The 19,824-nt window shown below is 71.8% G+C and carries 12 protein-coding genes; 8 read left to right on the forward strand and 4 right to left on the reverse strand.

Annotated elements, in window-relative coordinates; translation table 11 throughout:
* The first annotated feature begins 52 nt into the window (after window positions 1–52).
* The 6 genes from gcl (at window position 53) to ACIPY5_RS15910 (ending at window position 10,511) form a co-directional block, all read left to right on the forward strand.
* A complete protein-coding gene (gene gcl, locus ACIPY5_RS15885; RefSeq protein WP_400972322.1) occupies window positions 53–1,840 on the forward strand; it encodes a glyoxylate carboligase in 1,788 nt (595 codons plus the stop codon).
* Between the two features lie 32 nt (window positions 1,841–1,872).
* Complete coding sequence (locus tag ACIPY5_RS15890) at window positions 1,873–3,021, forward strand: glycerate kinase (RefSeq protein ID WP_400972324.1); 1,149 nt, start codon at window positions 1,873–1,875, stop codon at window positions 3,019–3,021.
* Window positions 3,022–3,117: 96 nt separating this feature from the next.
* On the forward strand, window positions 3,118–4,491 hold the full coding sequence (allB, locus tag ACIPY5_RS15895; protein ID WP_400972326.1) for an allantoinase AllB: 1,374 nt from the start codon (window positions 3,118–3,120) through the stop codon (window positions 4,489–4,491).
* 349 nt (window positions 4,492–4,840) lie between these two features.
* On the forward strand, window positions 4,841–7,063 hold the full coding sequence (locus ACIPY5_RS15900) for an ATP-dependent Clp protease ATP-binding subunit (protein WP_400972328.1): 2,223 nt from the start codon (window positions 4,841–4,843) through the stop codon (window positions 7,061–7,063).
* A 256-nt stretch (window positions 7,064–7,319) separates the two neighbouring features.
* A complete protein-coding gene (locus tag ACIPY5_RS15905) occupies window positions 7,320–8,852 on the forward strand; it encodes a nucleobase:cation symporter-2 family protein (protein WP_400972330.1) in 1,533 nt (510 codons plus the stop codon).
* 291 nt (window positions 8,853–9,143) lie between these two features.
* Window positions 9,144–10,511 (forward strand): 8-oxoguanine deaminase, encoded by a 1,368-nt coding sequence (locus ACIPY5_RS15910; RefSeq protein ID WP_400972332.1) that lies wholly within the window; start codon window positions 9,144–9,146, stop codon window positions 10,509–10,511.
* Between the two features lie 501 nt (window positions 10,512–11,012).
* Here the strand turns inward: ACIPY5_RS15910 and ACIPY5_RS15915 are convergent.
* A complete protein-coding gene (locus tag ACIPY5_RS15915; protein ID WP_400972334.1) occupies window positions 11,013–12,098 on the reverse strand; it encodes an alpha/beta hydrolase family protein in 1,086 nt (361 codons plus the stop codon).
* Window positions 12,095–13,606 (reverse strand): M28 family peptidase, encoded by a 1,512-nt coding sequence (locus ACIPY5_RS15920; protein ID WP_400972336.1) that lies wholly within the window; start codon window positions 13,604–13,606, stop codon window positions 12,095–12,097. Before ACIPY5_RS15920 ends, ACIPY5_RS15915 begins: the two co-directional genes overlap by 4 nt.
* Before the next feature lie 87 nt (window positions 13,607–13,693).
* Here ACIPY5_RS15920 and ACIPY5_RS15925 point away from each other — a divergent pair, with 87 nt between their 5' ends.
* Window positions 13,694–14,680 (forward strand): AsnC family transcriptional regulator, encoded by a 987-nt coding sequence (locus ACIPY5_RS15925; RefSeq protein WP_400972338.1) that lies wholly within the window; start codon window positions 13,694–13,696, stop codon window positions 14,678–14,680.
* Window positions 14,681–14,690: 10 nt separating this feature from the next.
* Here ACIPY5_RS15925 and ACIPY5_RS15930 read toward each other — a convergent pair whose 3' ends face one another.
* Window positions 14,691–16,064, reverse strand: a complete 1,374-nt coding sequence (locus tag ACIPY5_RS15930) for an MFS transporter (protein WP_400972340.1) — start codon at window positions 16,062–16,064, stop codon at window positions 14,691–14,693.
* Window positions 16,065–16,360: 296 nt separating this feature from the next.
* A complete protein-coding gene (locus tag ACIPY5_RS15935) occupies window positions 16,361–17,734 on the reverse strand; it encodes a glucose-6-phosphate dehydrogenase (protein WP_400972342.1) in 1,374 nt (457 codons plus the stop codon).
* A gap of 118 nt (window positions 17,735–17,852) precedes the next feature.
* On the opposite strand from ACIPY5_RS15935, the gene ACIPY5_RS15940 reads away from it, so the two are divergent.
* Window positions 17,853–19,682, forward strand: coding sequence for a glycoside hydrolase family 15 protein (locus ACIPY5_RS15940; RefSeq protein ID WP_400972344.1), 1,830 nt, complete (start codon window positions 17,853–17,855; stop codon window positions 19,680–19,682).
* The last annotated feature ends 142 nt before the right edge of the window (window positions 19,683–19,824 follow it).

Here is a 19,824-nt window from a genome sequence, read left to right on the forward strand (position 1 = left end):
GCGAGGCGACGAGAGGAAGGGCACGACCCCCATCAAGCCAAAGGAAACTCCCATGACCCGCATGCGTGCAGTCGACGCGATCGTCCAGATCCTGATCAAGGAAGGCGCGGACGAGGCGTTCGGCCTCCCCGGCGCCGCCATCAACCCCCTCTACTCCGCGATGCGCGCCCACGGCGGCATCCGGCACACCCTCGCCCGCCACGTCGAGGGCGCGAGCCACATGGCCGACGGTTACAGCCGCACCGCCGACGGGCGCATCGGGGTGTGCCTCGGCACCTCCGGCCCCGCCGGGACCGACATGATCACGGGCCTCTACGCCGCGATCGCCGACTCCATCCCGATGCTCTGCATCACCGGCCAGGCGCCGGTGGCGAAGCTCGACAAGGAGGACTTCCAGGCCGTCGACATCGCGTCGATCGCGAAGCCGGTCACCAAGTTCGCCAAGACCGTCCTGGAGGGCGCGCAGGTGCCCGGCGTCTTCCAGAGCGCGTTCCAGATCATGCGCTCCGGCCGCCCCGGCCCGGTGCTGATCGACCTGCCCTTCGACGTGCAGATGACCGAGATCGAGTTCGACATCGACACCTACGAGCCGCTGCCCGTGGCGAAGCCGGTCGCGACCCGCGCGCAGGCCGAGAAGGTGCTCGACCTGCTGGTCGCCTCGAAGCACCCGGCGATCATCGCCGGCGGCGGCATCGTGAACTCCGGCGCCTCGGCCAAGCTCGTCGAGCTCGCCGAGACCCTGGGCGTGCCGGTGTTCCCGACCCTGATGGGCTGGGGCGTGCTCGCCGACGACCACCCGCTGGCCGCCGGCCTGGTCGGGATCCAGACCTCGCAGCGCTACGGCAACGCGAGCTTCCTGGAGAGCGACTTCGTGCTGGGCATCGGCAACCGCTGGGCCAACCGTCACACCGGCGGACTGGACACCTACCGCAAGGGCCGCACGTTCGTGCACGTCGACATCGAGCCCACGCAGATCGGTCGCGTGTTCGCGCCCGACTACGGCGTGGTCTCCGACGCGGGCGCGTTCATCGACGCCCTGCTCGAGGCCGCCCGCGAGCGCGTCGCCGAGCTGCCCGACTACAACGGCTGGGCCGAGGAGTGCCGCGACCGCAAGGCGCGCCTCCAGCGCAAGACGAACTTCGACGACGTGCCGATGAAGCCGCACCGCGTCTACCAGGAGATGCTCTCCGCGTTCGATCGCGACACCACGTTCGTCACCACGATCGGCCTGTCCCAGATCGCCGGCGCGCAGCTGCTGCACGTGTACGGTCCGCGCAAGTGGATCAACGCCGGCCAGGCAGGGCCCCTGGGCTGGACCGGCCCCGCCGCCCTCGGCGTCGTGCGCGGCAAGCCGGGCGAGCAGGTCGTCGCGCTCTCGGGCGACTACGACTTCCAGTTCATGATCGAGGAGCTCGCGGTGGGCGCGCAGCACAAGCTGCCGTACATCCACGTCGTGGTGAACAACAGCTACCTGGGCCTGATCCGCCAGTCGCAGCGCGGCTTCGAGATGGACTACGAGGTGTCGCTCGCGTTCGACAACGTGAACACCCCGCAGGACTCGTCGAGCATCGCGACGGGCTACGGCGTGGACCACGTCAAGGTGGCCGAGGGCCTCGGTGCCAAGGCGCTGCGCGTCGAGCGTCCGGAGGACCTCGCCGCGGGCTTCGCCGAGGCGCAGCGCCTGCGCGACGAGTTCCAGGTGCCCGTGGTCGTCGAGGTGATCCTCGAGCGCGTCACCAACATCGCCATGGGCGCGGATCTCGACACCATGAACGAGTTCGAGGACCTCGCGACGTCGCCTGCCGACGCCCCCGAGGCGATCTACGCGCTGCTCGACTGAGTCGCGTCCCTCCGGCCCGTAGCATTCACACCATGCGCATCCTGATCGCCTCGGACAAGTTCAAGGGCTCCGCCACGGGCCCCGCGGTCGCCGCCGCTCTCGCGGAGGGGATCTCCCAGGCCGCGCCGGGGGCCGCCATCGACGCGGTCCCCGTCGCGGACGGGGGAGAGGGCACGGTCGACGCCGCCCTCGCCGCCGGGTTCGAGGCGGTCACCACGGTGGTGACCGGGCCCACGGGGCTGCCCGTCGAGGCGCGCTTCGGCGTGCGCGACGGTCAGGCCATCATCGAGATGGCCGCGGCGAGCGGGCTCGACCTGCTGCCCGGCGGCGTCAAGGACGCGCTCGGCGCCACGAGCCGCGGCACCGGAGAGCTCATCCTCGCGGCGCTCGATCGCGGTGCCACCGGCATCGTGCTCGGCATCGGCGGCAGCGCCAACACCGACGGCGGCGCAGGCATGCTGCAGGCGCTCGGCGTCTCGCTGCGCGACGCCGAAGGGCGGGAGCTGCCGGGCGGCGGGGGCGCGCTCGCGCGCATCGCCACGGTGGACGTGTCGGCGCTGGATCCGCGTCTCGCGGCCGCCGAGATCGTGCTCGCGAGCGATGTCGACAACCCGCTCCTCGGCGAGCGAGGCGCGCCCGCCGTGTTCGGCCCGCAGAAGGGCGCGAGCCCGGAGGACGTGGCCCTGCTCGACGCCGCCCTGGCGCGTTTTGCGGGGCTGCTCGAGCAGCAGCCCGGCATCCGCGCCGCCACGGACCTGCCCGGAGCGGGCGGCGCCGGAGGGGTGGGCTTTGCCGCTCTCGCCGCCCTCGGCGCGCGCCGCGAACCGGGCGTCGAGGTCGTGCAGCGTCTCACCGGGCTCGCCGAGGCCCTCGGCTCCGGAGACGCCAAGGCCGACCTCGTCATCACCGGCGAGGGCAGCCTCGACGACCAGAGCCTGGGCGGCAAGACCCCGCTCGGCGTCGCCGCGGCCGCGCGCGCGGCGGGGATCCCCGTCATCGCCGTGTGCGGACGCTCGACGCTGAGCCCGGAGGCGGCGCAGGCGGCCGGGTTCGCCCGCGTCTACGCGCTCAGCGAGCTGGAGCCCGATCCGGCCCGCAGCATGGCCGAGGCCGTCGCCCTGCTCACCGAGGTGGGCCGCCGCATCGGCGCCGAGGCGGGCGAGCTCGCACGTCAGGGCTGAGCCCCCGGGCTCAACGCCCTCGTGCTCCGGATCCGGAGCACAATGAAATCCAACGAAGCACGACCGGCGCTCGCCGGAGGAAAGGATCCGCACGACATGTCGCAGGATCAGCACGACCCCGCAGGCTCGCACTACGACCTCGTGATCCGCGGCGAGCGGGTCCTGACCAGCTCCGGCATCCGTCCCCGTGAGGTCGGTGTGCGCGGCGGCGTCATCATCGCGATGGAGCCGCTCGGCAACGGCCTTCAGGCGGACGAGATCATCGAGCTCGCCGAGGACGAGACCCTGATCCCCGGACTCGTCGACACGCACGTGCACGTCAACGAGCCCGGCCGCACCGAGTGGGAGGGCTTCTCCTCCGCCACCAAGGCCGCCGCCGCCGGAGGCGTGACCACGATCCTGGACATGCCGCTCAACAGCATCCCGCCGACGATCGACGTCGAGGCGCTGGACATCAAGCGCGACGTCGCCCGCGAACAGGTGCACGTCGACGTGGGCTTCTGGGGCGGGGCCGTCCCGGGCAACGTCGACAAGCTGCGCGGGCTGCACGACGCCGGCGCTTTCGGGTTCAAGTGCTTCCTGCTGCACAGCGGGGTCGACGAGTTCCCGCCACTGGATCCGGACGAGCTCGAGGCCGACATGCGCGAGCTCGCGACGTTCGACTCGGTCATGATCGTGCACGCCGAGGACTCCCGCGCGATCGACCGCGCCCCCAAGCCCGACGGCGACGACTACGCCAAGTTCCTCGCCTCGCGCCCCCGCGGCGCCGAGAACCTCGCGATCGCCGAGGTCATCGAGCGCGCCCGCTGGACCGGCGCCCGTGCGCACATCCTGCACCTGTCCTCCTCGGACGCGCTGCCGATGCTGCGCTCCGCGAAGCACGACGGGATCCGGCTCACGGTCGAGACCTGCCCGCACTACCTCACGCTCACGGCCGAGGAGATCCCCCTCGGCGCGACCGCGTTCAAGTGCTGCCCGCCGATCCGCGAGGCCGGCAACCGAGAGCTGCTCTGGCAGGGCCTGGAGGACGGCACGATCGACTTCATCGTCTCGGACCACTCGCCCTCGACGCTCGACCTCAAGGACCTGGAGAACGGCGACTTCGCCGTGGCGTGGGGAGGGGTGGCATCGCTGCAGCTCGGACTCTCGCTGATCTGGACCGAGGCGCGCCAGCGCGGCCTGTCCCTGGAGACCGTGGTGTCGTGGATGAGCGAGAAGCCGGCGCAGTTCGCCGGTCTCACCGGCAAGGGCCGGATCGCCCCGGGCTACGACGCGGACTTCTCGATCTTCGCTGCGGACGACGCCTACATCGTGGACGTGACGAAGCTGCATCACAAGAACCCGCTCACGCCCTACAACGGCAAGGCGCTCGCCGGCCGGGTGCGCAAGACCTATCTGCACGGCACGGAGATCGACTTCACGACCCCGCGCGGCCGCCTGCTCCGCCGCGGCATGGCCGAGGTCGGCTGACCCGCCCTCCCTCCTTCCGAGTCGTCCCCATCAGCGGAGCCCATGGCGTGCGCTGACGGGGACGACTCGGAAGTAGGGGGCGCTGAAGGTCGTCGGCGGTGTGTGACAACGGGGTCGCCATCGTCGGCGGATCCCCACGCCCCTGACCTACGACGAAGGCGCCGGTCGCGAGTCTGCGACCGGCGCCTTCGTCGTGCTCCGAGGGTTGCCGCTGTCGCGATCGAGCGCACTCCTGCTCTTGTCCCTGCGAGCCGGATCCGGTAAACTTGAGTCCAATCAACTCAACTTTGAAGAGTCGGAGCGGTTCCGGCTCTTCCGCCACAGACGCAAGGAGAACCCAGGAGGACGAATGGCCACCCCTCAGACGGCACAGCAGGACGAGCAGCAGTCGGCGCTCGAGCAGTTCGGCATCAACCTCACCGATCGCGCCCGGCAGGGCAAGCTCGATCCGGTGATCGGGCGCGACGCGGAGATCCGCCGCGTGAGCCAGGTGCTCACCCGGCGCACCAAGAACAACCCGGTGCTGATCGGCGAGCCCGGCGTCGGCAAGACCGCCGTCGTCGAGGGGCTCGCGCAGCGCATCGTCGCCGGTGACGTGGCCGAGTCGCTCAAGGACAAGGAGCTCGTGTCGCTGGACATCTCCGCCCTCGTGGCGGGAGCCATGTACCGCGGCCAGTTCGAGGAGCGCCTGAAGAGCGTGCTCAAGGAGATCACCGAGTCGGACGGCCGCGTCATCACGTTCATCGACGAGCTGCACGTGCTCATGGGGGCGGGCGGGGGAGAGGGATCCGTCGCCGCCTCCAACATGCTCAAGCCCATGCTCGCCCGCGGCGAGCTGCGTCTCATCGGCGCCACCACGCTCAACGAGTACCGTGAGTTCATCGAGAAGGACGCGGCGCTCGAGCGCCGGTTCCAGCAGGTCTACGTCGGCGAGCCCTCCGTCGAGGACACGATCGCGATCCTCCGCGGCCTCAAGGGCCGCTACGAGGCGCACCACGGCGTGACCATCAGCGACTCCGCGCTGGTCGCGGCCGCGTCGCTGTCGAACCGCTACCTGCCGAGCCGCCAGCTGCCGGACAAGGCCATCGACCTCATCGACGAGGCCATGAGCCGGCTCAAGATGGAGATCGACTCGAGCCCCGTCGAGATCGACCAGCTCAAGCGCTCGGTCGACCGGATGCGTCTCGAGGAGCTCGCGCTCAAGAAGGAGAAGGACGCGGCCTCGAAGGAGCGCCTCGCGAAGCTCCGCGAGCAGATGGGCGAGGCCGAGGCCGAGCTCAAGGGCCTCGAGGCGCGCTGGGAGCGCGAGCGCGGCGGCCTGAACCGGGTCGGGGATCTGAAGAAGCGTCTCGACGAGGCCTTCACCGAACGCGACCGCGCCCTGCGCGACGCCGACTACGTGAAGGCGTCGAAGCTCGAGTACGAGACCATCAAGCAGTTGCAGGCGCAGCTCGCCGACGCCGAAAGGCAGGCGGATGTGCAGAGCGACGAGCCCCGCATGGTGAACGAGCAGGTCACCGACGAGGACATCGCGGCCGTGATCGCGGCCTGGACCGGGATCCCCGTGGGCCGGCTGCTGCAGGGCGAGAGCGAGAAGCTCCTGCACCTGGAGCGCGAGCTGGGCCGGCGTCTGATCGGGCAGAAGGAGGCGGTCGCGGCCGTCTCGGACGCGGTGCGCCGCTCGCGCGCCGGCATCAGCGACCCCGGCCGGCCGACCGGATCCTTCCTCTTCGTCGGTCCCACCGGCGTCGGCAAGACCGAGCTCGCCAAAGCGCTCGCCGAATTCCTCTTCGACGACGAGCACGCCATGGTGCGCATCGACATGTCGGAGTACGGCGAGAAGCACTCGGTCTCGCGGCTCGTCGGCGCCCCTCCCGGATACGTCGGCTACGAGCAGGGCGGGCAGCTCACGGAGGCCGTGCGGCGGCGCCCCTACAGCGTGGTCCTGCTGGACGAGGTCGAGAAGGCCCATCCCGAGGTGTTCGACGTGCTGCTCCAGGTCATGGATGACGGCCGCCTCACCGACGGACAGGGCAGGACGGTCGACTTCTCGAACGTCATCCTGATCCTCACGAGCAACATCGGATCCCCGATCCTGATCGACCCCACGCTCTCGCCCGACGAGAAGCGCGACGCCGTGATGGCCCTCGTGCGACAGGCGTTCAAGCCCGAGTTCATCAACCGTCTCGACGACATAGTGATGTTCCAGGCCCTCACTGAGGACGACCTGGCGCAGATCGTGGAGCTCACGATCGACCAGCTGCAGCGGCGCCTCGCCGATCGACGGCTGACGCTCGCCGTCACGCCGGACGCGCGCGCCTGGCTCTCCGAGCGCGGCTATGACCCGGTGTTCGGCGCGAGGCCCCTGCGTCGCCTCATCCAGAACGAGGTGCAGAACCGGCTCGCCTCGGCGCTGCTGTCGGGGCGGGTGCACGACGGTGACGTCGTCCGCGTCGACGTCGCGGCGGACGGATCCTCCCTCGTGCTCACGAGCGAGGGGCCGGCCGTTCCGACGCCTCCTCGGACCGATGCGGACGACGACGTGATCGAGGCCGAGTTGCTCGACGAGTGATGCGGTGACGTGTGCGGAAGGGCCCTGGATCTCCCTGATCCGGGGCCTTTTCCGTGCGGTCGGGGCAGGATCCGCGGGAGCCCTGATATCCACATCATGGAAATCTCACTCCGAGATTCGGAAAAAATGCTTGACTCCGGATCCGCCCCGCAGTTAGCCTGAGGGAGTCTCCAGAGCTGGAGACGCATCAGGACTAACAGCACATCCGCCCCGCATACGAGGTGGAACGCGCGACTCGCCGTCGAACCGCCATCGCATGGCGTTGCGGACGGCCGCCGCCTCGCTCACCTGGTGCTCTGCCCCCGACGAAGAGGTCGAATTGACTACCAAGCAGAAGCAGAAGAAGGAGTTCGTCCGCCCCGAGGACGAGCGCCTGCCGATCGGCGCGACCATCGGCTACGGCATCCAGCACGTGCTCACGATGTACGGCGGCATCATCGCCCCGCCGCTCATCATCGGGCAGATCGCGGGGCTCAAGCCTGCGGATATCGGCGTGCTCATCGCCGCGTGCCTGTTCATGGGCGGCCTCGCCACGATCCTGCAGACCGTCGGCGTCCCGTTCTTCGGATCCCAGCTGCCCCTCGTGCAGGGCGTCTCGTTCGCGGGTGTCGCGACGATGGGCGCGATCGTCACGAGCGGCGGCGGACTCCCGGCGGTGTTCGGATCCGTCATCGCCGCCTCGGTGATCGGCCTGCTCATCGCCCCGGTGTTCGCGACCGTGATCCGGTTCTTCCCCCCGGTCGTGACCGGAACCGTGATCACCACGATCGGTCTCAGCCTGCTGCCGGTCGCGGCCGGCTGGATCGTCGGCACCGGGGAGGGCGGCGCGGCGAAGGGCGCGCCCGCCGACAACCTCCTGCTCGCCGGCATCACCCTCGTGATCGTCCTGATCCTCAGCAAGATCCCGGTGGGCGCCATCTCGCGCCTTGCGATCCTGCTCTCGATCGTGCTCGGCACGATCGTCGCGATCTTCCTGGGCAAGGCCGACTTCAGCAAGGTCGGCGAGGGCGACATCTTCGCCCTTCCGCAGATCTTCGGATTCGGCATGCCGACGTTCCAGCTCGCCGGCATCATCTCGATGTTCATCGTGATCCTGGTGACGCTGACCGAGACCACCGCCGACATCCTCGCCGTGAGCGAGATCGTGGGCACCAAGGTCGACTCCAAGCGCATCGCCGCGGGCCTCCGCGCCGACATGCTCTCGAGCGCCGTCTCGCCGATCTTCGGCACGTTCACGCAGTCCGCCTTCGCGCAGAACGTCGGACTCGTCGCGATCACCGGTGTGAAGAGCCGCTTCGTCGTCACGGCGGGCGGCGGCGTGCTCGTCATCCTGGGCCTGCTGCCCGTGCTCGGCCGCGTGGTCGGCGCGATCCCGTCGCCGGTCCTCGGCGGCGCCGGGCTGGTGCTGTTCGGCTCGGTCGCGGCGTCCGGCATCCGCACGCTGTCCAAGGTCGAGTACAAGGACAACATGAACCTCGTGATCGTCGCGACGTCGCTCGCTGTGGGCATGCTCCCGATCGCCGTCCCGTCGATCTACGGGCAGATGCCCGCCTGGTTCGTGACGATCTTCCACTCCGGCATCAGCTCGGCCGCCGTGACCGCGATCCTGCTGAACCTGCTCTTCAACCACCTCGGCAGCTCCAAGCGCAAGAACGCGTTCGTGTCGGCGCCGACGCGCAGCATCCCGGTCGCGTACCTGGACGCCTTCGAGGACGGCGACTCGATCATCGACGGCAAGATCGTCGACCGCGACGGCAACGAGGTCACGGTCGAGCATCCGGCACACTGATCCGGCTCCCTTCCGGGGCCGTCGCCCTTCGTCTCGTCGCTGCGCTCCTCGCTCAGGGACCGGCCTCCACCGGTTCCTGAGCGAGCGCAGCGAGACGAAGGGCGTAGTCCGTATCGCGGAATCCTGATTCTAGGATCCGAAAAGGACCGTTGACCCGCGTCGACCGTCCGTGGTACATCTGGAAAGCCTCCTCCGTCGGAGGCACACCTGGATCAGCAGACAGGTCAACACTGAGCTGGCCCCCGCGGGGCCATGTTCCGGCTCCGCTCGTCGAAAGAGGGAGTCTGCTCGATGTCCGAATCCACCCGCACCGTCTGGCTGAAGAACCCGCTCGGGATCCACACCGGCGACGGCGCCGATGCCCGCGGCGGCCTGGTCGTGGCCGGATCCACGATCCGCGAGGCCGTGCCCGCCGGAGGATCCCCGTCCTCGCCGGTCGACGAGGTCTACGACGCCTCGCGGCACGTGATCATCCCCGGCCTGATCAACACGCACCACCACTTCTACCAGACCCTCACCCGGGCGTGGACGCCCGTGGTCAGCGCCGAGCTGTTCCCGTGGCTCAAGGGGCTCTACGGCGTCTGGGCGGGGCTCACTCCGCGCGATCTCGAGCTCGCCACGACCGCGGCGCTCGCCGAGCTCCTGCTGAGCGGCTGCACCACCGCCGCCGACCACCACTACCTCTTCCCGAACGGGCTGGAGGACGGCATCGACGTGCAGGTCGACGTCGTCAAGCGCCTCGGCATGCGCGCGACGCTGACGCGCGGATCCATGTCCCTCGGAGAGAAGGACGGCGGGCTGCCGCCGCAGAGCACGGTGCAGGACGCGGACGTGATCCTCGCCGACAGCGAGCGCCTCGTCGGCGCGTACCACGAGCGCGGGGAGGGCGCTTTCGTGCAGATCGGCCTCGCGCCGTGCTCGCCGTTCTCGGTCACCACCGAGGTCATGCGCGACACGGCGACCCTGGCCGAGCGCCTCGACGTGCGGCTGCACACGCACCTCGCCGAGACCATCGACGAGGAGGACTTCTGCCGGGAGCGGTTCGGGCTGCGCACCGTCGACTACCTCGATAGCGTCGGGTGGCTCGGCGACCGCACCTGGCTGGCGCACGGCATCCACTTCGACGACGCGGAGATCGCGCGCCTGGGCGCCGCGGGCACCGCGGTCTCGCACTGTGCGACCTCGAACATGCGCCTCGCGAGCGGCATCGCGCGCGCGGTCGAGCTCGAGGCCGCGGGCGTGCCGGTCGGCCTGGGCGTGGACGGATCCGCGTCGAACGACGGATCCAACATGATGATGGAGGTGCGCCAGGCCCTGTACCTGCAGCGCCTGCGCTACGGCGCCGCGGCGGTCACCCCCGAGCGCGCGCTCGACTGGGCGACTCAGGGATCCGCCCGCGCCCTCGGTCGCTCCGACATCGGTGTGCTGAGCCCCGGCAAGCAGGCGGACCTCGCGATGTTCACGCTCGACGAGCTGCGCTTCTCCGGCAGCCACGACCCGCTCGCCGCGCTGCTGCTGTGCGGCGCCGAGCGCGCGGACCGGGTCATGGTCGGCGGATCCTGGCGCGTGCTCGACGGCCGGATCGTCGACCTGGACGTGCCGCAGCTCATCGCCCAGCACAGCGAGGCGGCCCGTCGCCTGCTCGCCCGCCACGGCTGACGGCCGAGTCCGGGCATGCTCCGTTGTTTTGGGGCGCGTTCCGTCGTTTTGGGGCGCGTGGTGCCGGGATTCCGTGGTGGGACGCGCCCCAAAACGGTGGGACACGCCCCGAACCGGCGTGGGTGGCGGGCCGGGGATCCGGTGGACGGGTCCAGGTTCGGTTCGTTTCGGGTTTGGGGCGCGCTCTGTCGTTTTGGGGCGCGTGGTGCCCGGATTCCGTGGTGGCACGCGCCCCAAAACGGTGGGACACGCCCCGAACCGGCGTCGGTGGCGGGCCGGGGATCCGGTGGCCCGTGGCCCGTGGCCCGTGGCCCGTGGCCGGTGGTTCGTGGTTCGTGAGGCAGATCCGGACCGGTCCTGGGGTGGCCGCCGTGTTTGGGGCGCGCTCTGTCGTTTTGGGGCGCGCTATGCCGGGATTCCGTGGTGGCACGCGCCCCAAAACGGTGGGACACGCCCCAAAACGGCGGGGAGTGCGCCCGAAATCGCGCGGCGCGGCCGGGGTCACTCCTCGAAACGGGCCGCGATCCAGGCCGCCACGTGGGGCGGGGCGTGGCGGGCGCGCATCGTGCCGGAGTGGTGCGAGGGCCACCACTGCGCGGTCAGCTCCACGCCCGCGCGGCGGTAGGCGCGCAGCAGCCGGGAGCTGAGCGGGGCGGGGGCGACCTCGTCGAACCGCGCCGCGTCGATGCGCACCGGAGTTCGGAACCCCGTCAGCTGCGCCACGTCGTTCGCCCGGAACGAGGCGTACAGGCGTGCGAACAGGGCGGATCCGTCCCTCCCGCCGATGCGGCCCGGCGGGATGCCTCCCCAGGAGTCGCGCGCGGCGAGCTCGGTCAGGCAGAGGCGGTCGAGGTCGCGCCACCGTTCGCGGGCGGCCGGGCCGAGCCCTTCTCCGTCGAGCAGCGTGCGCAGGTCCTCGTCCGCGGTCGCCGCGCCGCGCAGCATCAGTCCGATGAGGGCCGAGACGACGCCCGATCCCGGGAAGGCGCCCTGAATCGCGCGGGTCCACCGGATGCTGAGGTCCATCCGGGTCACCGGCGTCACCGCGGCCACCCCGCGCAGGCGGCTCGTCGCGTCCGGCTCCGGCGCGACCCCGGCGAACAGCGCGGCCACGGCCCCTTCGGAATGTCCGACGGCGACCCAGTCGTCGCCGAGGCGGTCGTCGATCCCGCCGCGCGCGCGGACCATGGCGCGCAGCGAGTCGCCGAGCGGCCGTCCGAGCAGATACGGGTGCACGCCGGTGCTGCCGATGCCCGGGTAGTCCGGGCGCAGCACCGCGATCCCGCGCTGCAGCAGCAGGTCGCACAGCGCGTCGCCCTGCGACATGCGCCGCCACTCCGGGTGGCCGGGATGGCCGATGCTCGGAGCCGAGCGCGCGGATCCCCCCGTCGTCATGTGCCCGAAGACGACGACCGGATAGCCGCCGGTGCGCGGAGCGGCGCGCGGCAGATGCAGGATCCCGGACTCGGATCCGCCCTCGCCGTCGAAGCGGACGATCCGCGTCGACCCGTGTCCGATCCCCGCGCCCGGGCCTTGCCCCGGCCCGGCCGGGGAACCGGATCCGGCTCGGGCGGCGGACCCGCTCACCAGCGCCCTCGCGGCAGGAGCCGCCGCAGCCCCGACGGCAGGGTGCCGAGCAGGGATCCGCGATGCCGATCGGCGTCGTCGACGATGTCGATGAAGAAGCGCGCGACCGGCTCGAGCTGCGCGGTGTCGATCCGCTCGATCGTGTCGGCGTCGTCGTAGAGGTAGAGCGGGCCGGAGATGAGGCTCACGGTCGGCACGCCGGAGACGAAGGTGAACGACGCATCGGTGGGGATCCCTCCCGCGAAGAACTCCAGCAGCCCCGCGCCGAGGATGCTGGTCGCGTGCATCCGATGCCGGCGGATCAGGCCCGCGATCCGCGTCGTGAACGCGGGGTTGACGTTGAGGAAGATGCCGCGGGGCTCGGTCTCGCCCGTGCTCGCGAAGCCGCCGTCCGGACCTTCGACCGCGCGCAGCCCGATGTGCTCGATCGTGGCGTTGAGCACGATCCGCCACGGCGCCTCCCGGGACAGCACGTGCTGCCGCGCGAACTCGCGGTGCGCCTGGTAGCCCGTGAAGTGAGTGTCGAAGGTGGTGAACAGCAGCGTCTTCGCAGGACGCCGCCCGGCGGCGGCCTCGGCGGCGTAGTGCTCGGCGAGGGCGATGACCTCCGCCGCCCCCGAGGCGTCCTCGACCGCACCCGCGCCGACCGAGTCGTGATGGGACTGGATCATGACGGCGTCGCCGCGCGGGGCGCCGCCCCTGCGCCCCCGCTGTCCGGCGCTTCCGGCCGGTCCCGCGGAGCGACCGGGGGCGCCACGGCCTGACGCGTCGTCGCCCCCCGGCAGCACGCCGATCACCGTGCGTGAGACGACCTCCTCGCGCGTGACGCCGAGGGTGAGCGTCGCGCCCGAGGAGCGGCGGAGCTCCGCGCGCAGCCGGGCGCCGCCCGCGCGGGTCACCCAGGCGCCGGGCAGACGGAACAGGGTCCGGCGGTAGTACTCGTTGTGGTAGCCGAGCGAGTCGGGGTAGTCCCGCAGCACACCGATCACGCCCACGGCGCCCGCAGCAGCGGCATCGCGCATCGTGCGCGCGAGCGAGGTGACGTAGGGGTTGCGGCTGCGCAGCACGTCGCGGCGCAGCACCCGCCGGCCCGGATCATGCAGGAACATCGTGATCGGCAGCGTGTGGGCGAGCGTCATGTCGAAGGTGAGGTCGAACAGCACGATCGCCCCGCGCACGTCGTGCCGGCGCACGCGGTCGGATCCGATGTCGACGACGGGCGCTTCGACGACGTGGCGCACCGACCCCGCCCAGTCGTGCGCCGGGAGCGCGGAGTGCAGGATCGGCGAGCACGGGACCTCGGCGCCGCCGCCGACCGTGATGCCGCACTCGGTGGCCCGCCAGGCGAACGACGGCACCTCGAGGATCTCGGTATCCAGGCCCGCCCGCGCGAACCGGTCCTCGACATAGGCGGCCGCCGCCGCACCGCCCGGGGATCCGGTGGCGCGAGGCGCGAGCGCGACCAGATCCTCGATGGTCGCCAGGATCCGTTCCTTCGTCACGCTCATGAGGCGAGCGTAGGATTCCGTGCGGATTCCGGATCCGATTGGCGTGAAAGCGTCACTTCCGCGCTCTACATGCGTAGTCTTCGTCACATGGATGATGCCGAGGCCCGCCCGCTGGACGAGATCGATCTCGCCCTGATCCATGCGCTGCAGTTGGACGCGCGGGCACCTTGGACGCGCGTCGCCGCGGCGATCGGCGTGGATGCGGCGACCGTCGTGCGGCACTGGAGCGCGCTGCGCGAGGAGGGGCTGGCCTGGCTCACCGCATGGCCGACGCCCGAGCGCTGGGCGTCGAGCACCGACCTCGCGCTCGTCCTCGCGCATCCGGGAGCCTCCGCCGAGGTCAGGGCGGCCCTCGTGCGACGCCCGTGGGTGCTGGGCGTCGACGAGACCTCGGCCGGGCTGCTGCTGCTCGTCGCGGCCTCGGCCGGACTGCCGCAGCTCGGCGAGCGGGTCCGCGACCTGGAGACGGAAGCGACCGTGCTGCGGATGGATGTGGCTGCGAGCGTGGCCGCGGAGGACTCGACCTGGCGGCTGCGCGTGCTGTCCGCCGCACAGCAGCGGCTCCTCCGCTCCGAACGTTCTGCGGCGGTGGAGGGGGCCCGACAGCCCAAGCCGCAGGCGGTCGCCGAGATCGCGGAGGCGCTGGACGAGGATCCGCGCATGCCGTCGGCGACGCTCGGCGCGCGGCTCGGCGTCTCGGAGGCGACCGCGCGCCGGGCCGTCGACCGCGCGACCGCAGCGGGGCTGCTGAGGTTCGGCTGCGATCTGGCGATGCCGGCGGCGGGGTTCCGTCGCGGCGCGGTGCTGTGGGCGCGCAGCGCCGACCCCGAGGCCGCCGCGGCGCGTGCCGCCCGGCTGCCCGAGGTGCACCGCGCGGTCGTGGTCGTGGGCCCGGCGCCGCTCTCGGTCTCCGTGCGCGCCCGATCCCTCACGGCGCTGCCCGCGATCGAGCGGTCGTGGGGGCCGGACGTTGAGATCGTCGACCGCTGGACCGTGCTGCGCCCGATCAAGCGCAACGGCCACGAGCTCGACGCCGCAGGACGTTCGATCGCGCGGATCCCGCCGCGCTGGTGAGATCCGGGACTCAGCCGGTCGCGGCGGATCCCGCGTCCGCCGCGTCGGCGGATTTCGCCGCTTCCGCCGCTTCCGCCGAGGCGCGCAGCCGGTCGTCGAGTCGGTAGCGCAAGAGCGGGATCAGGCTGACCAGGCACAGCACCGCGGGCACGAGCGAGACGCCGAGCACGATCGCCCACTGCGCGCTGTCGGGCTGCGGGGCGGCGTCGCCGGTCGAGGCGCGGTAGCCGCCGAGCGTCAGCACGAGGCCGAGCAGGGCAGGGCCGAGCGCGTAGCCGAGCAGCTCGAAGCCCGACCACACGCCGGAGATCATGCCGATCCGGTTCGTGCCGCTGCGCCGGGCGTCCTCGGCGGCGAGGTCGGGCAGCATCGCGAGCGGGAAGAGCTGCGCTCCCGCGTAGCCGATGCCCACGACGCCCGCCGCGACGAGCAGGGGCACCGCGTCGCCCGTGCGCGCCGCGAGCAGTGCGATCAGGCCCGCCGCCATCGTGACGGTGGCGACCGTGAAGCCCCGGCGCTTGCCGAGCTTCGCGCCGAGGCGCGCCCACGCGGGGGTGAGCACGATCGCGGGCCCGACGAAGCACACGAATGCGTAGGTGGCGATCGACGCGTCGTGCACGACGTGGCGCGCGACGTAGACGACGCCGCCGAGCACCATGCCGATCGCGACTGCTTGCAGCACGTAGGCCACGATCAGCATGCGCGCATCCGCGTCTCGCAGCACGATCGCGAGCTGCGAGAACAGGCGTCCGCCCGCCTGCTCGCCCCGTGTCAGGGGCACGGAGCGCGTGCCGAACCACACGCCCGCGGTGCCGATCAGGATGAGCACGCCCATCGCGACGGCCATGATCCGGTAGCCCGCGACGCCGCCGAAGGACTCCACGAGCGCGGGCGCGGCGGCACCGGAGACCAGGATCGCGAGCGTGAAGACGATCACGCGCCAAGTGATCATGCGGGTGCGCTCGGCGTAGTCGTCGGTGATCTCGGCCGACATTGCCAGATACGGCACCTGGAAGAACGCGTACACGGTGGCCGAGGCGAGGAAGGCGACGAGCACCCAGAGCGCCGCCGCGACCGGAGGCGCCGTCGGACCGAAGAACATCGCGGTGAAGGCGAGGGCGAGTAGGATCCCCGCCCGCAGGATGAACGGCCGTCGTCGATCCCGAGCATTCCGGGAGCGGTCGCTGATCCGTCCCGCGACCGGGTTGAGGAAGAAGTCCCAGGCCTTCGGCGCGAACACGATCATGCCGGCCAGCGCCGCCTGCACGCCGAGCAGGTCGGTCAGGAACGGCATCAGGATCAGCCCGGGCACGGTGCCGTAGGTGCCGGACGAGATGCCGCCGAGGGCATAGCCGACCCGGACGCGGCGGGGGAGCGCGGTCATGCGCCGATCGTAGGGGCGCTCCTGCGGATGAGAGTGTTCGATGCGGCGGATCCGTCACCCGGGCGCGCCGGGAGTGGGGGATCCGTCGCATCAGGGATGGTGTGCACCTGGGGTGCGGTGGGCCGGCGTGCGAGTGCGCCGCTGGTTTCGGGGCGCACCTCCGCGTTTTGGGGCGTGTCACGCCGTGATTCGACGGCGAGGCGCGCCCCAAACCGGGTCGGTGCGCCCCAAACCCGGCCCGGCCCGGCCCGGCTGGACCCGGCCCGGCCGGACCCGGAACGGCCACGCCGGCGTGCTCAGCGCTGCGAGGTGGCCCACTCCTCGGGACCCGTGGATCCGGCCGGGTACTCCTGCATCGGGACCGCGCCCGAGCGCCAGGCGTCGAGCGCGGGCTGGATGATCCGCCAGCACTGCTCGGCCGCGTCGCCGCGGACGGACAGCGCGACGTCGCCGTCGAGGATCTCGCTGAGCACCTCGGTGTAGGCCAGCAGCGTGCCCTTGCCCAGGCCCGTGGACAGCACGTCGCGGCGCAGGGCGAAGGGATCGTCGCCGCCGTTCACGTTCAGCTCGAGCTCGATCCGGTCGGGGCCGAGGGAGAAGCGCAGCACGCCGCCGTCCGTCGGCGTCCCCGTGAGCCCGCCGGGGATGTGCCGCACGGGCCGGAAGGTCACCACGATCTCCGCGCAGCGCTCGCCCAGGGCTTTGCCGCTGCGCAGCGTGAACGGCACCCCTGCCCAGCGCGCGGTGTCGACCTCGCAGGTGATCTCGGCGAGGGTCTCGGTGCCGCGGGCCGGATCCACCCCCTCCTCGTCCGCGTACGAGGGCACGGAGCGGTCGTCGCTCGTGCCCGCCGTGTACCGGGCGCGGCGGGTCGAGGCGGCGGGATCGTCGCCGAGGATCCGGGTCGCGCGCAGGGCGGCGGCCATCGCGTCGCGCAGGTCGATCTCGTCCAGATCCGCGGGCTGCTCCATCGCGAGGATCGCGAGCACCTGCAGCAGGTGGCTCTGGATCATGTCGACCAGGGCGCCGGCCTTGTCGTAGTAGCGGGCGCGGTTCTCCAGGGCGAGCGACTCGTCGTAGCGCACCAGGACCGACTGCACATGGTCGGCCGACCAGACGGGCTCGACCAGCCGGTTCGCGAAGCGCACGCCCATGATGTTGAGGATCGTGGAGCGCCCGAGGAAGTGATCGACGCGGAAGACCTGGTTCTCCGGCACGATCCGGGTGACCAGGGCGTTGAGCGCGGCGGCGCTCTTCTCATCGCTGCCGAACGGCTTCTCGAGCGCCAGCACCGTGCCCTCGGGCAGCGGGATGTCGACGAGCTTCTCGCAGGCCGCCTCCGCGACGGCGGGCGGAAGGGCGAAGTAGATCACGAGCGACCCCTCGATGCCCTCGATGAGCCCGGCGAGCGACGCGCGGTCGGTGACGTCGGCCTTCACGTAGGTGGTCCCCGCGATCCGCGGGAGCTGGTCCGTCGCGTCGACGGTCGCGAACGCGGTGCGCACGGCCTCCTGCCAGCGCTCGTCGGTCCAGTCGTCGGATCCGGCGCCGCGCAGCACCAGGGTGCGGTCGGGCTGGCGCTGCAGGAGCTGCGCGATCGCGGGCAGGAGGAGCCGGGAGGTCAGGTCGCCGGAAGCGCCGAGGATGAGCAGCGTCGTCGGGGTGGTCATGCGCCCACGATACGTTCCGTCGTGCGGATCTGTCTGCGATCTCGGCGGGGAGCCGGATCCGTCCCGCGGCGGGCGTTCCCCGGCGCCGGGCACAGCGGTCCGTGCCAGACTGCGGAGGATGGAGACCCCTCCGATCGAGGACTACGCCCTGCTCAGCGACGGCCGCACCGCCGCACTCGTGTCGCGGGCCGGCAGCATCGACTGGTTCTGCGCACCGCGGCTGGATTCCGCCTCCCTGTTCGGCGCTCTGCTCGGCGGCGTCGAGCAGGGGCACTGGAGCCTGCGCCCCGCGGATCCCGAGGCCACCGCCTCCCGGCGCTACGACGGCGACACGTTCTGCCTCGTGACCCGGTGGGAGTGCGCCGACGGCGTCGCCGAGGTGCGCGAGTGGATGCCGATCCTGCTCCCGAAGGATCCGGGGGCGCTCGAGGGGGCGAGGGCGGCGCTGGGAGCCGACCGGACGGACATCGTCCGCCGGGTCGTCGGGATCAGCGGACGGATGTCCTTCGCCCAGGAGCTGCGGCTCCGGTTCGACTACGCCAGGGCGCTGCCGTGGGTGCGCCAGACGGGGAGTCCCGTGTCCCCCGAGCTCACCGCGACCGCGGGACCCGACGCCGTCGTGGTGCGCGGCGGCGAGCTGCAGCCGCGCGGCCACAGCCATGTGGGCACGATCGAGGTCGCGGCAGGGGAGAGCAGGGATCTGACGCTCACATGGTTCCCTTCGTACCGTCCGTCCCCCGAGGCGCTCGACCTGGACGACGCGGAGCAGGCAACTGCGACCTGGTGGGGCGACTGGGCGGCGGGCATCGCGCACGAGGGCCCCCACGAGGACGACGTGCGGCGCTCGCTGCTGCTCCTGCGCGCGCTCACCAACCGCGAGACCGGGGGGATCGCGGCTGCCGCGACGACCTCGCTGCCCGAGGAGTTCGGGGGCGCGCGCAACTGGGACTACCGCTACGTCTGGTTGCGGGACGCCGCGCTCACGCTCGAGGCGCTGCTCGCGCACGGCCTCGCGGACGAGGCGCGCGCCTGGCGGGACTGGCTGCTGCGGGCGGTCGCGGGGGATCCGGCCGATCTGCAGATCATGTACGGGCTCGCAGGGGAGCGGGATCTGCTCGAGCGGGAGATGCGGTCGCTGCCGGGATATGCCGGATCCGCGCCCGTGCGGGTGGGCAACGCCGCCGCGGAGCAGTTCCAGGCGGACGTCTTCGGCGAGGTCATGGTGACGCTCGCCGCCGCCCGCCGGGCGGGCCTCGGCGAGTCGGCGCGGTCCTGGTCGCTGCAGCGGGTGCTCCTGCGGCAGGCGGAGAAGCAGCTGGACCATCCGGACAACGGCATGTGGGAGATCCGCGGGGATCCGCAGTTCTTCACGCACTCCCGGGTGATGCTGTGGGCGGCGTTCGACCGCGGGGTGCGGGCGGTCGAGGAGGACGGGGCGCACGGCCCGGTCGAGCGCTGGCGGGGCGTGCGCGAACGGCTGCGCGCCGAGATCGACGAGCACGGGGTGCGGGACGGGCACTTCGTGCAGCACCGCGCCACCGACGAGGTCGACGCCGCGCTCCTGCTCATCCCGCGCACCGGATACTGCGCTCCCGACGACCCGCGGATGCTGGCGACCGTGGAGCGGATCGAGCAGACGCTCGTCGCCGGCGGGTTCGTGAACCGGTATCGCACGAGCGCGGGCGTGGACGGCCTGCCCGGGGGCGAGAACACGTTCCTCGCGTGCTCGTTCTGGCTCGTGGAGCAGTATGCGGTCACCGGGCGCATGGCCGAGGCGCGCACGCTCATGGACCGCCTGTGCGCCCTGCGCAACGATGTCGGCATGCTGAGCGAGGAGTACGACCCCGTGGGCCGGAGGCACGCCGGGAACACGCCCCAAGCGTTCTCGCACCTGTCGCTGGTGCGCGCCGCCGACGCGCTCGCCGCCGGCCTGCACCGCAGGCGCTGACCCGCGTCCTGTCGAGCCGCGCGCTGTCGAGCCGGGCGCGGCGGCGGGCCGGGCGCTGCGCAGCGGCGGCGGGCCGGGCGCTCTCGGCGCACCCTCGCCCTGCCGGAGCCTCTCCCCATCTGCGAGTCGTCCCCGTCAGCGG

The sequence above is a fragment of the Microbacterium sp. NPDC089698 genome, from assembly GCF_044749045.1.
Lineage (GTDB): Bacteria > Actinomycetota > Actinomycetes > Actinomycetales > Microbacteriaceae > Microbacterium.

Bases quoted from the DNA above. Each gene is read 5' to 3' on its own strand.
- gcl (WP_400972322.1), top strand. From the start codon at position 53: ATGACCCGCATGCGTGCAGTCGACGCGATCGTCCAGATCCTGATCAAG.
- ACIPY5_RS15890 (WP_400972324.1), top strand. From the start codon at position 1,873: ATGCGCATCCTGATCGCCTCGGACAAGTTCAAGGGCTCCGCCACGGGC.
- allB (WP_400972326.1), top strand. From the start codon at position 3,118: ATGTCGCAGGATCAGCACGACCCCGCAGGCTCGCACTACGACCTCGTG.
- ACIPY5_RS15900 (WP_400972328.1), top strand. From the start codon at position 4,841: ATGGCCACCCCTCAGACGGCACAGCAGGACGAGCAGCAGTCGGCGCTC.
- ACIPY5_RS15905 (WP_400972330.1), top strand. From the start codon at position 7,320: ATGGCGTTGCGGACGGCCGCCGCCTCGCTCACCTGGTGCTCTGCCCCC.
- ACIPY5_RS15910 (WP_400972332.1), top strand. From the start codon at position 9,144: ATGTCCGAATCCACCCGCACCGTCTGGCTGAAGAACCCGCTCGGGATC.
- ACIPY5_RS15920 (WP_400972336.1), bottom strand. From the start codon at position 13,606: ATGAGCGTGACGAAGGAACGGATCCTGGCGACCATCGAGGATCTGGTC.
- ACIPY5_RS15925 (WP_400972338.1), top strand. From the start codon at position 13,694: ATGGATGATGCCGAGGCCCGCCCGCTGGACGAGATCGATCTCGCCCTG.
- ACIPY5_RS15930 (WP_400972340.1), bottom strand. From the start codon at position 16,064: ATGACCGCGCTCCCCCGCCGCGTCCGGGTCGGCTATGCCCTCGGCGGC.
- ACIPY5_RS15935 (WP_400972342.1), bottom strand. From the start codon at position 17,734: ATGACCACCCCGACGACGCTGCTCATCCTCGGCGCTTCCGGCGACCTG.
- ACIPY5_RS15940 (WP_400972344.1), top strand. From the start codon at position 17,853: ATGGAGACCCCTCCGATCGAGGACTACGCCCTGCTCAGCGACGGCCGC.